A 14102-nucleotide genomic window follows, 5' to 3' on the forward strand; every position below is an offset into this window, starting at 1 on the left:
ATTAAAAAGCGATCGCTATGATATTAGCTGTAAGCGATCGCTTTTTGGTATTTGTTACTAAAGTTTTACAAAGTTCATAAAAATCAATACTTTGAGATAAATAACTTGTATTTTGGGCAGATAGTCAAGGAATTTTTTATTAGGCGCTGCATCAAGACATTGAAGTATGAATTTAGATCATTTGATTTTGGTAAAGCCCCCGTTGCTCCGGTGAAATTTGGGGGACTTTGAAAGTTTTGTTTCCCCCCCGGTGCGCTTTCCGTAGGCGAATTAAATTCGCCACGGGTCGCACCGCAATTTTGGGGTGCTAGGGTGACAAAATCATACCCTAATTAAGCAATGCTAATAATCTCATGGCTGGACTTTTGGGTAAGCGATTACCCTATTGTGTGAATCCACAGGTGTATTAAAATAAATCAGTTTCCTTCAGTTCTAATTTAAGGAGACTTAATATGGATCCTAAAAAAAACATCGAATCAACTATTTCAGATATCAAACCAAAACCCTTTAGTCGCCGTAGTCTGCGCGAGAGGTTCTTCGATACCCTCAAGACTAAATACCCTAACATCCAAGCTCTATATGTAACAACTTGTATCATAGCCATCTGGAGTGGTGTTATCCTCATCTCGGATTCATGGGCACAAGGAACCAATTTGCTCCATGAGCCTGCCCCTGATTTTGCTCTAAAAGTGGTTATGCGTCACTTTGCTTTGTTAATGCTTGGTCTGCTCATGCTCTGGATAGATGACCTATCCTTGCAGGAGCTGGTAGTTATGAAAAAAACTCCTATAGAAAAAGATTTCGAGGAAATGAATTCGAGGGAAAAGTTATTTTACCACTTCAAAACCAAATATCCGAACTTATCAACTATGTATACTATGATCGCCATCATAATTTCCTGGTGTGGGATATGGGGGTTACTTTGGGACATACCTATTCAACCTTTTTGGCGATCACTAATGACAATCTTTCTAGGCTTTTTCCTGCTCTATATTGATGATTTTAAATTGGACGAACTAAACTAGACTAACTAAGTAGTAGGACACAATTAGAAATGCTATAACGACAATTATTTATCTGGAATCAGCGTAAGCATATGCGCTACGCGCACGCTACGCGAACAGCCCTCAGCCGTCAGTGGTCAGTGGTCAGCTTAAAGTAAACTTCTTACGGGAACATTTAATAGTTCGAGATTTTAGAGAATTGAAAGTTTGGTAAAAAGCCCATCAGCTAATAACTGATAGCTGATAGCTGATAGCTGATAGCTGATAGCTGATAGCTGATAGCTGATAGCTGATAGCTGAATGCTTACGACTCAGCACTCAGGTTGAGCTAGGTAAACCCTAGTACGATACCTCAAGTAAACTAAACCTTTGTGATCACACCAAATGTTGTACAATTCCTGCAAATCAGAGATAAGTTTCTGGTGCGCTAATCCTTCCCGTGGGATATAGGAGACACTCATAGCACGACCAATCAGACCATCTTTGTCTAATGCTTGCTGATAAGAAAAGGTGTAGGAATAGACATTGGGAAACAATGGACTAGCTAGCAAGGGGTCTACCGAACACATACGGGACTCGGCGGGATGATGATTGGAGGCGATTTGCACTAGATGACTATAGCCTTGGGTAAAATCATCTTGGCGGTTGCGGTCATTCCAGACCACAGCTAATTGTCCAGTAGGCTTCAGGATACGGCGAAACTCTAGCAAAGTTGGCTCTGGGTCAAACCAATGGAAGGATTGAAAGCAAGCTACTAAGTCAATAGATGCATCAGGTAAGTTGGTCTGTTGAGCAGTTCCATCCCGGAATTCAACCAATGGATGGCTGGTAGCAGCTTTTCTGATCTTAGTATTGGGTTCGATAGCAATAACTCGAACTCCCCATTGAGCTAGTAGCCGAGAGGAAATTCCTGTTCCTGCACCAATATCCGCAGCTACCAGTTGCCCTCTGTTCTCAAGTGTTTCCAGAATCTTGTCGATAGCTGCAGCTGGGTAACTGGGTCGGTATTTGGCATAATCTGCCACCAGCTCAGAAAATCGATTCTCTGGGTTCATCTGGTGTAATGGTGTTGTCTCAAGGTTCCTTTCGGCCATGATTAATACCAATCAGGATTTAGGCAATCACTATACTTGTAGGGTAGGGTACTAGTTGTGTTGCCAGATTAGCAATTTTGATAAAGATTTACATAATCCGTGCATTGAGATGATTTTAGGCTTCGATCCAGGACGAGATAAATGTGGTGTAGCAGTAATGGAGAAAGAAGGTCAGCTGCTAACCCATGAGGTAGTGGCTTCAGAAAATGCGATCGCAAAACTCCAGCAACTGTGTCAACAATTCCCCATTGAAACCATTGTGATGGGAGACCAAACTACTGCCAAGAGATGGAAACAGAAAATCCAGGAGGAATTACCAGCATCAGTACCTATTGTCCTGGTAGATGAGCGCTACAGTAGTTTAGAAGCTCGCCCACGCTACTGGCAAATGTATCCTCCCAAAGGGTTCCAACGCCTTATCCCCCAAGGAATGCGCCAACCTCCTCGACCCATTGATGATATTGTGGCAATTTTGTTAATCGAGCGCTATATAATCAAAAGCAAAAGCTAAAAGGGATATCGTCGTCTTCCCTTGGGCATGAGCTATTGACAGGATGCTCAAGCCTGTGATAAACTTAGCCACATCCCTGACATCCCTGACTTTCCTGACTTCCCTCTCTTATCCCTTCTGAGAATATAGCGTTTCTCATAGTTATGAGGTACATAAGTTCCCTACTCCCGATTCCCTACTCCCGATTCCCTACTCCCTACTCCCTAAAACCCAGAACAAAAGATTGATAACTGCTATAGTTCAGCTCGAATGGTAAAAGCATAGTTTCCCCCTGGTTCGAGCTGGTAATCGCACTGTTCTAAAAATCGGCCTAGGGGTTCCTGAATCAAGGCACGTCCGAGAGAGGGGGTGACTAACAGCTTACTTACCCGAAAATGCCACTGAAACTGCCATTCATAGTCTGCGGCTTGAACTTCCCCTTCAATCTTGCCCTGTTGCCAGCAGTGCCGCGTAATTCTGACGTAGGCAGTGGTTTCAGGCAAACCCTTTGCACTCACAATGGTAAAAAATCCTAATCTGCTTTAAAGACATAGGTTAGCAGACCTGTTGGCAGATAAGTCAATAGGGATCAACCGGAATCTGATATCAGTGTGGCTGGTTGATGCCCAAGGCACCGAGGTGTTGATGGATGCTTTTTACCAAAAAATTTGGGTAATCCCGCCCCGTCCTTATAGGAGACGAAACCGTAAGATAGGGTCGCCTTACTAACTTTCCTTAAAACTTATACCGCATAACCCTAAAACTATAAAGGCGACCCTATCTTACGGTAACTTTAACGGACGGCTTTTTTTTTAAACTTTTTCTTGACAGTTTGTACTAGGTGTGCTATTCTAAAAGTATATTGAATATACTTTTAGAATAGATAAATACTATCTAACCATAAGTAGGCAACGTAAAGTAGGCAACGTAAGTAGGCAACGTAAAAAATATGTCTGAGATACATATTGCGTAATTTGGTCTAACGACTTAAACGTCGTCTATGAAAAATTTAGATAAAACAAGTATCTATCTATATAAAAAAAAGGTACGGTGGGGCACACCGAAACCTAGATCCATTATCTAAACGCTTCAGGACAATCGGCCTCTACTCTTCTTGGTTCCGACCTGGTTGGGCAAGCTGACTCGTTGAATGAACAATCCCCGCGTCTTTAGACCGGGGAGTGTCAAAAAACCCTTCCAAAATACAACATCACTAAGACTCAAGCCCTACAGCAAGCACAACTCTCGTGGCTATTGACTCCTGAATACAGTCACCCTTAGTACTGGTCACAACTTATGATGGCAAATCATTACGATTTATGTTATAATGAAAGTGGTTGATGATCCGCCTGACTGACTAAAAGGCTACCTTACAAAGGGTGTAATTATCGGATGTTTTAGACCCCAAGGTGTAAAAGTACTAGCAGAGTTCAGGGAATAGACAAGCCCCGGCTGGTTGGCTATAGATGCTGTAATTCCAAGGTGAGTCTCCGAAAAGATATACATCTGCGGAAGGCAGATGAATGACTGTGGACGCCTCGTCAACGACCAATTCCAGTTTGCTGGTTGAGGCATTGGGGACGCGCGCGGGAAATCCCAAAGGCGAATAAGACCGTCCCTGATTGACCTGAGAATGCTTTGCCCCAACCGTGGGCATTGCCGACGCTTCGCGAACAGCTGATCAGGTTGGGGTACTTCACTTCCCTGCGATATGCACCACCAACTCCCGGTAGTGAGCCTGTCGGCGATGCTCCCAAATATAAATGCCCTGCCAGGTTCCTAGGAGCAATCTCCCTTGAGCAATAGGAATCTGTTCCGATGTTTTGGTCAGTGCACTGCGGATATGAGCAGGCATATCATCGGGACCTTCGGCACTATGGCTATAGCTTTTGCCATCTTCTGGTACTAATTTAGCAAAAAAGTTCGATAAATCCGTGAGCACATCAGGATCAGCATTTTCCTGAATTACCAAACTTGCCGAGGTATGACGCAGGAAAATGGTACACAATCCAGTCTCGAGTCCTGATGTAGCAACCACGGATTGAACTTTCCGGGTAATGTTGGAGAACGATTTACCGGTAGTCTTAATTTTGAGTCGTTGTTGATAATGAGTCATAGAAAGGTTGGTTAATCGAGCCACTGCTACCCGAGCTGTTTCAGTTCCTCCGATGGTGTTTCCGAGGTTTCTGTGGCTACAGCTGTTGGTGGATGGTCAACAGACTTATCCACCACAGGTGTTTCCGAGGTTTCTGTGGCTACAGCTGTTGGTGGATGGTCAGCCGACTTATCCACCACAGGTGTTTCCGAGGTTTCTGTGGCTACAGCTGTTGGTGGATGGTCAGCCGACTTATCCACCACAGGTGTTTCCGAGGTTTCTGTGGCTACAGCTGTTGGTGGATGGTCAGCCGACTTATCCACAGCAGCAGTTTCTGATGACTCTAGAGTATCTTTTGATAACGAATCAGGGACAGTTGCCAATTCTTCTGTATACAACTTATCCAGTTGAGCAGCAGTTTCTGATAACTCTGGCTTTTCTGCTGATTCTGGCTCAGTTGCAGATTGATTGTCACTCGACTCATCTGCCTGCTCCGAATTTTCTGATACCTCTGGATTCTCCGGTTCCCCGTCACGCCAAGGGGAATCATAGTGATTCCAGGGCAGAATTGGCTCGTTGGGCAGGTTACGGGTCAAGACAGTGATGTTCTCTGGGTCTGGTTCCGGTAAACTCAAAGGTTCTCCAGAGGTTTTGTTATTAACCTGTTTAGAATTCATAGTCTGAGCGAAAGCCAACAATACATCACATCAGTTTAAGCGCAGGAATGCAAAACTCTGCTATGACATTCAACGTAATAATCAAGGCAACCCCCCAAGTGACATAAGCAGAATACTTCAACGATAGAGAAAAATCTTCTAATCGCTGCCTGTTTGCATTATAAGTCTCTACCAGATTAACCAGCATCTGTAGCTGGTATTGTTCTGGTGAGAGTACCAGGTAACGTTCTAGGAATTTTTTATCTCCCAAGTTGGGACTAACTGCGATCTGACGCGGGAGAAAAGCACGGATTAGTAGGGTAAAATTAAGCATAAATCCCAGTATCTCAGCAATACCAAAGGGGCTACGGAAAAACACTAGCCCAGAAATGGTTAAACTCGTTAACAAGGCTCCGTTAGTGACAAACAAGATATTTAGCTTTGTGGTTAAGGTTTGACTGCGCTCCCTTTGTTGATCAATTACCATACGAACGTCTCGTGCTGCCAACTCTAGGCTGGGGAAAGAGGTCTGCTCTTCAGAGGTCTGTTCTTCAATAGTAGAGGTTTCTGGTGTGTCGATCGACTTTGGGATAGAATTTTGGCTCTGGATCTGTTCTATAAGCGAATCTACGGTAGATATCATGGCAGGGGCTATTTAGGCTATTTAGTGTAAGTCTGGAGGTAGTTAACAATATCTTTAGCAATCTTGTCTGTTCCATCCTTTACCAAGCTTTGAGATTTTCTGGGAGGCTTGGGAGTATGATGGAGGAATTCCCAGTTGCCGTGGAAAAATTCTGTCGGTGTTAAAATCTGATGGTGACCGTAGTCTTGCACCCCTTCTATTAGAATAGCGGCTTCAGCAAATCCCGAGCGGGTAACTGAAGAAATTGGGATATCCAGGCGTAAGGCTTCAGCAAAAGTACTGTACCCCGGTTTGGAAATCACTCGCGAGCACAAGGGCATGAAATCCACTGGTCGATAGTCGTGACCCTTGATTTTCAGTAAATTGGGTAAATCTGGTGCTTGAGAGTCAAATGTGATAAACTGCCAGTTAGGGAATCTAGATAGATTATGGTAAGGAATTTGTTCCAACCCTAATCCCCCAAAGGTGAGTAAAGCAGTTTTAAACTCTGGAGACTTCAGATCAAAATGCTTCCTTAATTGGTCTGTACTGTATCCTGGGTATCCCCCTGTTAAGCCCACATCGGTGATCTGGGTGAAGGCGCTCATGGGTTCATGTAAAGGAAGGCGAAATAAGCGATCACATTTTCCATAATACTCACTGATCCAATCGGCAATCTCGGCAAATTCTCCTCCCCAGTCTCGATAGATGAAGTCCCAGCCAAAATTACTCATCATCCAACAGGGAATGTCAGCCGCTTGAGCAATACCTACAGCTAAGGGGGGAATATCGGCTAAGATCAGCCCCACTCGATTGTTACGAATAAAGTCAACCTCACTAGCAATTATTGATCTAGCATTGGAACGAATTTGCTGTAATTTGGTTAACGTTACCTCTTTATCCATTGTTAAGCTGTCGGTTTGAATAACACCAACATCAAACGCCCGTGGGCGATGAATAAAATCCCCGGGAATGTAGGATTCTAATAACCAGCGTGGTATTGTTGTTACTAGAATCAGTAAGATATCCGGACACAGTCGTTGAATAGCCGCAGCTACGGAGGCGGTACGTACAGCATGACCAAAACCGTGGCTAGTGATAGCGATGTATAAAACTGGTCTAGACATTCTAGGAGCTCAGGTATTGAGTTAATTGAAGGCTTTCATGCAGGCTAACAAAAATAAACCACAAGTGGCTAACTTTGGCAGTTACTACCTTGATTATAATTTCCACACTTGAAAATCTAATTCAGAAAAAAATTTAAAGTTTATTTTTTAAGGAGTTGGGAACGTGCTGGAATATATCACTTTACCGAACAACGTTCTGCCACCTGTAGCCCCTTATTCCCACGCTGTTCGGGCAGGAGATTTTCTATTTGTGACGGGACAGCTAGCTGAGGACCCTGTCACTGGAAAAGTAATAATTGGGTCAATTGAGGAACAGACTAAGCAGGTAATGGAAAACTTGAAGCTGGTATTAGACCATGCTGGCACTAGCTTCGATCAGGTAGTTATGGCTCGCATTTTTGTGACTGATTTTAGATACTACCAGACAGTGAATAACTTATATGCTTCTTATTTTAACAAGAATCGGTTACCTTGTCGAACAACTGTGGGAGTCATGGCTCTTGCTGGTAATGGTGATGTAGAAATTGATTTGATTGTTTATTGTGGTGATTAAGGATAATGGTAAATTCGCAAGATTTGCATTTAGCTATTAGCATTCAGCTTACCCGCTTCGCCCATGGTAAGCTAATAGGTAAGCATTCAGTCGTCAGCGGTCAGCCGTGAGCCTTGGCCTTTGGGCCACGCTACGCGAATGGCTCACGCTACGCGAACAGCCTAATGCTTAAAATAAACATCGAACAGGATAATTTAAAGGTGCGCTTTCCGCATCTAATTATTAAATTCGCTCAAGGTGCGCGCACCTTTCGGCAAAGCCGACGCGGGGCGCGAACGGGCGCGCACCTAATAGTTCTAAATTTTACAGAATTGAAAGTTTGGGGATTTGCCCATCTAAGCATTAAGCCGTTGGCTGATAGCTGATAGCACCTCAAGTAGCACCATCTGTAGCGCATTAGCTGATAGCTGATAGCTTACGCTAATAGGCATGGAAATTTATAACTCTTATTAATTTTGCCTTTTTCGTTTGATAGTTTAGTTAACTTTTTCTCGAACAACTCGAATCCCTTCCCAAGCTGGCATTCGACCAGTTCGTCGCTCATCCATTAATAAAAATAATGTGTAAATTGGAGCAATTTTATCCCTATTACTGGCATACTTACGGCTTAATTCTTGACAATTTTGAACCGTCAAATGAACAGGTTTCAGAATTTGAGGATTGGTAGCAGCTTTTTTATAAATATCAGCTCGCACACTCCAGGCAATAAACACTAACAGCACATAGAAGCGAAGTAATTTAAGATCTGGGTTTTCGTATCGGTCAAGGTCGAGGTTGAGGTAGGGATTGAGGTTGATATATTGACCTAGCTTGAGGTCTTTGTATAGGTCTTGGTATGGCTCAAGGTTTTGGTAAAGGTATCGATCCAGGTCGAGATTTTGTTCAAGCTCTTGGTAAAGGTTTCGGTATTGGTAGAGGTTAAGCTCTAAATATCGGTAGAGTTGGATATCTAGGTATCGGAACAGTTCTAGTTCCCCCTCCAAGTCTAGGTTTAAATCTAGGGCTATATCTAGTTGAACAACATTAGCTAATTGTTTTTGCCAATTTTTCCACTTAGCTGGTTTTATGCCCACAATCACGTTGTGTTCTTTTTCCTGGCACCAGCAGCCTACTGGCTGTTCAATCGCTGGGTACTCCTGTGCTTCATCGGAAGTGGGCAATCTGTACCTGAATCCTGGTGTTGAGTAGTTTTGAGTCAACCATTTACAAAATGCTTTTGCATCACTAGCTCCAATTCCAGTAATTGGCTGATTTCCCTCTAACGCTATAAACCGTTTGCTTTGCCAATGATCTGGCTGATGATACTCACCTGCTGCTAGGGTCTGATCCAAGAACAATTGATACTCGGCACAGGTAATATAACTCAAGCCAATTTCGATTCTGTTATCAATCCGGAATAGTTGATTCAACCGCCTAGATAACTTAACCTCTGCAGCTAACTGAGCAATTTCTGGATTAGGGGATGCTAAATCGGCTGCTAGGACTTGTTCAAGTTGTTGCTCTAGCTTAGGCTTAACGGTCAACCCTTGCGCTAGGCAATTATAGGCAAGAGCTAAAGACTCTTCTGTAGCCTTTTCCAAGGCTGCACGAATCAAGTTAGTTCCATCACCATCCGACGCCCAGAAGCGGATAGTTTCAGTCCACCAGGGATTATCCACGTTTTTAGTCAAGATCTGATCAAGCTTGAGTTCCTTTACGTGAGCAGCGGCTAAATAGTCCTGAAAACTCTGGTGAGCAAACTCGTAAATCCCTAGCCTCCTTTCCACTAATAACCCAGTAGTTGTCTCTATATGCTTAAGAAATTCCTTTGGTTTTAGCCGACTCCCCGCCACTGATGCTAAGAGGTCTTGAGTATCAGATGGGGTGATTTCACAAGCTTCCTGTTCCATCAACCCTAGTGCTAGTCTTTGTAAGACTGATTGTTTTTGCACGGTTGTGAGCTGTATAGGGATGTTCTGAGCTGATGACACCTCCAGCAATACATGGCAAATTTTGCTGTAAAGTTCTCCCCGACGCTCTGGTAAGATGCTACCGCAAGCGTGAAGGGTAGCTATCATAGTTAGGAGCAGTGGGTTGCTTGCCATTGAAGCTATCGAGGGATTATTTCTAATCTGCTCTACTAAATCCTCAACTTGCTTCTGAGCTGATAATTGTTTTCCTCGACTACTAATCTTAGTTTGTCGATACCAGCCCTGGAGAAATTGCTGAATTTGGTTGAAATTGAATGGTTGTACCTCTAAAACGGTTTCGACCTGCGACCCTGGTGTACTACGATAGGCTTGGGGACGATATGTCACGATAAAAGCAGTTTGGGGATAGGTTTGCATCTGCTGGTTAACCCATTGACTTACCTGCTGACGCCGATCCGGATCAGCTACCTCATCCAACCCATCCAACATCACTAAGCATTTGCCATTTTCTAACTGATCCCGAAACCAATTAGCAGGAGGTTGTTCCAAGCCTGCGGATTGACCCAATCCTGGTAATGACCCTTCCTCAACTTGTTTCGTAACTAGCTGTGCCAATAATGGTGTTTGCTCACTAGTAATGCGATCGCAACTATTCCGCAAATCTACCAGTATAGGAATTAGTTTTGGCGCTTTATACTGGCGGTGAGCATTGTTGGCATAGGTCAGGGTCAAATGCTGCAAGGTAGTGGTTTTTCCTGACCCTGGGGGGGCAATGATTGCCAAATGTCGATAGGCTGGTCTTTTAGGTATTTTGGCGATAAAATCCCAAATTTCCTGACTGAGCTGAGATTGATTGGAGTTTGTCCATGGGTTAGGTCTATTACCTGGAATTTTTGTAGCGAATCTTAGGGGGACAAATACCTGCTCGAAATCCAGCCTTGATAGCCTTGTGTTCAACACTACCGTCTTCAAGTCACGAAAACCGTAGACTAAGCTTTGGTAATACTTGTCTTGAAACTGTGAGGTTGATTTCCCGTCGTGAAACTGTGAGGTTAATTTTCCCCACAACCCCATGACCAAGTTTTCTTCTGGTTCCAAAGCTTTCTCGTTTGACTTGTTTTGGAACGATGGCTTGTCCGACATGTTTTCTGGCATAGTGATGCTACTGCTGCAAAGCCCCTTGTTTTCGAGTGTAAGCGAGTCTAATACTAAGTTGCCGCTTAAAGATGTAATTTACTGGTAAGACTATCCTTGAGGTGGAGGGTTAACCGTCAACGGTCAACCCTCAATCCTCTTGGGCAAAAAATCGTCGCAATAGTGACCTCGTCAGAACCCAACTTGCTGTAAACACGCTTACTCGACGACAGTCCTAATTACTTCTATTTTTTTATAAAAAAATGCTATACTTCAGAGATATTATATTTACAACTATTAGTAATCTGATTGAGTCTTTAGCATTTTATAAATCTCATTCTTTGTCTGTCATTTGTGATCTCTTATAAGTGTCGTATTACTTTGTAAAAATGGTAGAATAGATAGTCAATGAATGTAGCGATTAAGCGAGTCCTATCACCCCTAAAACCTTACCTACGCTGGGCAATCTTAGGTGGGACATTATTCTTTTTAGCAAAAGCCTTGAAAGACAACTGGCAAGAAGTGCTAGCGATTCGGATCAGCACTTCTGGATGGACTTGTTTAGCGATCGCTGTGGGCGTGACATTGCTAGCCCACACCTGGACTGGCTGGGTTTGGCATTGGATGCTCCGGGAATTCGACCAACAACCAGGGGTTGGGTGGTGTATCCGGATCTATCTGAAGGTTAACATTGCCAAATATCTACCAGGTAACGTTTGGCACTTCTATGGTCGGATCTGGGCAGCTAAAACAGCAGGAGTTCCATTGGGAGTAGCTACTCTGAGTGTGTTAATGGAACCTCCCATGATGGCAGTAGGTGCTTTATTGCTGGCTTTGATCAGCTCTCCTTTGGCCAGCCAGATCATTCAACTCCCAATTCTGTTTGCTGTACTGATACTGATTCATCCTTGGTTGTTAAACCCATGCCTACAGTATTTAGCTAAATTAACAGGCAAGAAGAAAAGCATTGAATCAGATCAAGATCAGATTATCCGGGTCAAGCGCTACCCAATCCTACCATTGTTGGGGGAATTGGGCTTTTTGGGATTGCGAGGTTCAGGCTTTTTGCTTACCCTGTTAGCCTTAGGTCCAATCAGCCCCAGCCAAATTCCCCTGTTGCTTAGTGGGTTTAGTGTAGCTTGGCTGTTGGGCTTAATTGTCCCAGGGGCACCAGGGGGAGTTGGGGTATTTGAAGCAACGGCAGTAGGCTTACTAGAGCAGGATTTTGCTCCAGCAGTGGTGCTGAGTTCGGTTGCCCTGTATCGTTTAATCAGTATTCTATCAGAAGTCGCTGGTGCGGCACTGGCATGGTTACATGAACCTCCAAGCGATCGCTCTTCTAACCAAGATGAAGGATGAAGTTTTGATACTTGATACTTGATACTTCATACTTGATACTTCATACTTCATCGTGATAGGTAGAAGCTACGTACAACTCTTTTAACTGTTTATCATCCACAACACCTGGAGCATCGGTTAGCAAAGAACGTGCTTGTTGGGTTTTCGGGAAAGCAATCACATCGCGAATAGATTCTTCCCCAGCTAATAGCATTACTAGCCGATCCAAACCATAAGCAATCCCACCGTGAGGAGGGGCACCATAGTCAAAGGCTTCCAGCAGAAACCCAAACTTACTGTGAGCTTCTTCTTCAGACAAGCCAATAGCTTCAAAAACCTGTTGCTGAATCTCTGGCTGGTATATCCGGAGACTACCACCACCTATTTCTACCCCGTTCCATACTAAGTCATAGGCTTGAGCCCGAGCCGTTTTCACATCATCTAAATCATCAGGATGGGGAGCTGTAAATGGGTGGTGCAGTGCTTCTAAACGCTTTTCATCCGCATTCCACTCAAACATGGGGAAGTCTGTTACCCAGAGTAAGTTAATCTTTGTTGAATCAATTAATCCCAATTCTTGACCAATCACAAGTCGTAAGCGGTCGAGGGTTTTATTAACGATGTCAGCTGAACCAGCACCAAACAGCAGCAAATGACCAGCAGTAGCACCAGTTACTTCTAATAACTGCTGTTTTTGGCTATCACTTAGGTTATCCTTAATCGCCCCGATGGTATCAATTTCACCTCCTTCTCGCACCCGGATGTAAGCTATCCCCTTAGCACCAGCTTCGCTGGCTTCTTTGAATAAGTCACCCCCTGGTTTAATCCGGACATTCGATATAGCTTCATTACCACCAGGAATAGGTAGAACTTTGACTACACCCCCAGTCTTTACTGCACCAGAAAAGACTTTAAAGCCAGAATCTTTCATCAAATCAGAGACATTGACTAGTTCTAAGCCAAAGCGAGTATCAGGTTTATCACTTCCGTAGCGTTCCATGGCTTCAGCGTAAGTGAGGCGGGGGAATGGTCTGGGGATATCAATACCTTTAACTGTTTTAAAAATGTGACATACTAATGTCTCATTAAGCTGGAGAATTTCCTCTTGGGACATAAACGACATTTCCATGTCCAACTGGGTAAACTCCGGCTGTCGGTCAGCTCTGAGGTCTTCATCCCGGAAACACCGGGCAATCTGGTAGTATCGATCCATACCCGATACCATCAATAGCTGCTTAAACAATTGGGGGGATTGGGGCAGAGCGTACCACTGACCCGGATTCACACGGGAGGGGACAAGATAGTCTCTAGCACCTTCGGGAGTGGAACGAGTTAGCACTGGGGTTTCCACTTCGATGAAGCCTTGTTCATCTTCGAGGTAACGGCGAATTCCTCTAATCACTTGATGGCGCAGTTGCAGGTTTTTGCTCATGCGATCACGTCTTAAGTCCAAATAGCGATACTTCAGCCGTAAGTCTTCTCGCACTGACTCAGTATCAGCACTGGACACCTGAAATGGCAACTGGTTACGCACTTTATTGAGCAGTTCAATGCTATCAGCGTAAATTTCTACCTCGCCAGTAGGCAATTTGGGATTAAGGGACTCGTCAGGACGCTTAGTAACTCGTCCGGTAACGTTTACTACATATTCATTGCGCAGGTGATCGGCATCTTGATAGGAATCGGGGGTACGCTCAGGGTCACTAACAATTTGGACAACACCACGAATATCCCGTAGGTCCAAGAAGATCACACCTCCATGGTCGCGACGTCTGGACACCCAGCCGCAGAGGGTAACAGTTTCACCAATGTGCTGGCTTCGGAGTTGACCACAATAATGAGTTCGCATAGTCTTTGTCTATAATACTGGTTGAATTAATTTACTTATCAGGCTAAACCCTGGCGCGTGATAGTCTTAGATTCTCACCCTCACGGATGATATTTCCTGTTTTACAGGCACTTTACTAGGATTAAAATCCCCCGCCAGTAACCCGACCCAGGCAATTTCAGCCACCACAAAGTCTGAATTATAGCTCATTTGACCCGAGTCTACGCCATAGCCTGACACTAGGCTTCCTG

General features: G+C 44.1%; 12 protein-coding genes. 4 read left to right on the plus strand and 8 right to left on the minus strand.

All coding sequences use genetic code 11. The features are described 5' to 3' along the window. Nucleotides 1-452 precede the first annotated feature (452 nt). Complete coding sequence (locus F6J90_RS05235) at nucleotides 453-1025, plus strand: hypothetical protein (protein ID WP_293091413.1); 573 nt, start codon at nucleotides 453-455, stop codon at nucleotides 1023-1025. Nucleotides 1026-1315: 290 nt separating this feature from the next. Here the strand turns inward: F6J90_RS05235 and F6J90_RS05240 are convergent, their stop codons facing one another. Further along, nucleotides 1316-2098 (minus strand): class I SAM-dependent methyltransferase, encoded by a 783-nt coding sequence (locus F6J90_RS05240; RefSeq protein ID WP_293091414.1) that lies wholly within the window; start codon nucleotides 2096-2098, stop codon nucleotides 1316-1318. Between the two features lie 109 nt (nucleotides 2099-2207). Between F6J90_RS05240 and F6J90_RS05245 the strand changes: the two genes are divergently transcribed. Next, the gene (locus F6J90_RS05245) at nucleotides 2208-2609 is read left to right on the plus strand and encodes a pre-16S rRNA-processing nuclease YqgF (RefSeq protein WP_293091415.1); all 402 of its coding nucleotides are present in this window, start codon (nucleotides 2208-2210) and stop codon (nucleotides 2607-2609) included. A gap of 233 nt (nucleotides 2610-2842) precedes the next feature. On the opposite strand, the gene F6J90_RS05250 is transcribed toward F6J90_RS05245, so the two are convergent. The 5 genes from F6J90_RS05250 to F6J90_RS05270 form a co-directional block, all read right to left on the minus strand. Next, nucleotides 2843-3106, minus strand: a complete 264-nt coding sequence (locus F6J90_RS05250) for a DUF3146 family protein (RefSeq protein WP_293091416.1) — start codon at nucleotides 3104-3106, stop codon at nucleotides 2843-2845. 1178 nt (nucleotides 3107-4284) lie between these two features. Beyond that, nucleotides 4285-4704 carry a secondary thiamine-phosphate synthase enzyme YjbQ gene (locus tag F6J90_RS05255; protein ID WP_293091417.1) on the minus strand — a complete coding sequence of 140 codons (420 nt, stop codon included), beginning with the start codon at nucleotides 4702-4704 and terminating at the stop codon, nucleotides 4285-4287. 26 nt (nucleotides 4705-4730) lie between these two features. Beyond that, complete coding sequence (locus tag F6J90_RS05260; protein WP_293091418.1) at nucleotides 4731-5360, minus strand: hypothetical protein; 630 nt, start codon at nucleotides 5358-5360, stop codon at nucleotides 4731-4733. Nucleotides 5361-5385: 25 nt separating this feature from the next. Further along, nucleotides 5386-5982, minus strand: a complete 597-nt coding sequence (locus tag F6J90_RS05265; RefSeq protein ID WP_293091419.1) for a hypothetical protein — start codon at nucleotides 5980-5982, stop codon at nucleotides 5386-5388. Between the two features lie 17 nt (nucleotides 5983-5999). Beyond that, a complete protein-coding gene (locus F6J90_RS05270; protein ID WP_293091420.1) occupies nucleotides 6000-7088 on the minus strand; it encodes a glycosyl transferase in 1089 nt (362 codons plus the stop codon). A 163-nt stretch (nucleotides 7089-7251) separates the two neighbouring features. Here F6J90_RS05270 and F6J90_RS05275 point away from each other — a divergent pair, with 163 nt between their 5' ends. After that, entirely contained in the window at nucleotides 7252-7641 is a 390-nt protein-coding gene (locus F6J90_RS05275) for a RidA family protein (RefSeq protein ID WP_293091421.1), read from the plus strand. Between the two features lie 476 nt (nucleotides 7642-8117). Here the strand turns inward: F6J90_RS05275 and F6J90_RS05280 are convergent, their stop codons facing one another. Then, entirely contained in the window at nucleotides 8118-10706 is a 2589-nt protein-coding gene (locus tag F6J90_RS05280; protein ID WP_293091422.1) for an NACHT domain-containing protein, read from the minus strand. Between the two features lie 387 nt (nucleotides 10707-11093). Between F6J90_RS05280 and F6J90_RS05285 the strand changes: the two genes are divergently transcribed. Beyond that, complete coding sequence (locus F6J90_RS05285) at nucleotides 11094-12044, plus strand: YbhN family protein (protein ID WP_293091423.1); 951 nt, start codon at nucleotides 11094-11096, stop codon at nucleotides 12042-12044. 40 nt (nucleotides 12045-12084) lie between these two features. Here F6J90_RS05285 and aspS read toward each other — a convergent pair whose 3' ends face one another. Beyond that, complete coding sequence (aspS, locus tag F6J90_RS05290) at nucleotides 12085-13872, minus strand: aspartate--tRNA ligase (protein ID WP_293091424.1); 1788 nt, start codon at nucleotides 13870-13872, stop codon at nucleotides 12085-12087. Nucleotides 13873-14102: the final 230 nt, after the last annotated feature.

It is taken from the genome of Moorena sp. SIOASIH (genome assembly GCF_010671925.1).
Lineage (GTDB): Bacteria > Cyanobacteriota > Cyanobacteriia > Cyanobacteriales > Coleofasciculaceae > Moorena.

Excerpts from the sequence above, each read along its gene's own strand:
- F6J90_RS05270 (WP_293091420.1), bottom strand. The coding sequence starts at position 7,088 with ATGTCTAGACCAGTTTTATACATCGCTATCACTAGCCACGGTTTTGGT.
- F6J90_RS05245 (WP_293091415.1), top strand. The coding sequence starts at position 2,208 with ATGATTTTAGGCTTCGATCCAGGACGAGATAAATGTGGTGTAGCAGTA.
- F6J90_RS05235 (WP_293091413.1), top strand. The coding sequence starts at position 453 with ATGGATCCTAAAAAAAACATCGAATCAACTATTTCAGATATCAAACCA.
- F6J90_RS05255 (WP_293091417.1), bottom strand. The coding sequence starts at position 4,704 with ATGACTCATTATCAACAACGACTCAAAATTAAGACTACCGGTAAATCG.
- F6J90_RS05240 (WP_293091414.1), bottom strand. The coding sequence starts at position 2,098 with ATGGCCGAAAGGAACCTTGAGACAACACCATTACACCAGATGAACCCA.
- F6J90_RS05265 (WP_293091419.1), bottom strand. The coding sequence starts at position 5,982 with ATGATATCTACCGTAGATTCGCTTATAGAACAGATCCAGAGCCAAAAT.
- aspS (WP_293091424.1), bottom strand. The coding sequence starts at position 13,872 with ATGCGAACTCATTATTGTGGTCAACTCCGAAGCCAGCACATTGGTGAA.
- F6J90_RS05260 (WP_293091418.1), bottom strand. The coding sequence starts at position 5,360 with ATGAATTCTAAACAGGTTAATAACAAAACCTCTGGAGAACCTTTGAGT.
- F6J90_RS05280 (WP_293091422.1), bottom strand. The coding sequence starts at position 10,706 with ATGCCAGAAAACATGTCGGACAAGCCATCGTTCCAAAACAAGTCAAAC.
- F6J90_RS05285 (WP_293091423.1), top strand. The coding sequence starts at position 11,094 with ATGAATGTAGCGATTAAGCGAGTCCTATCACCCCTAAAACCTTACCTA.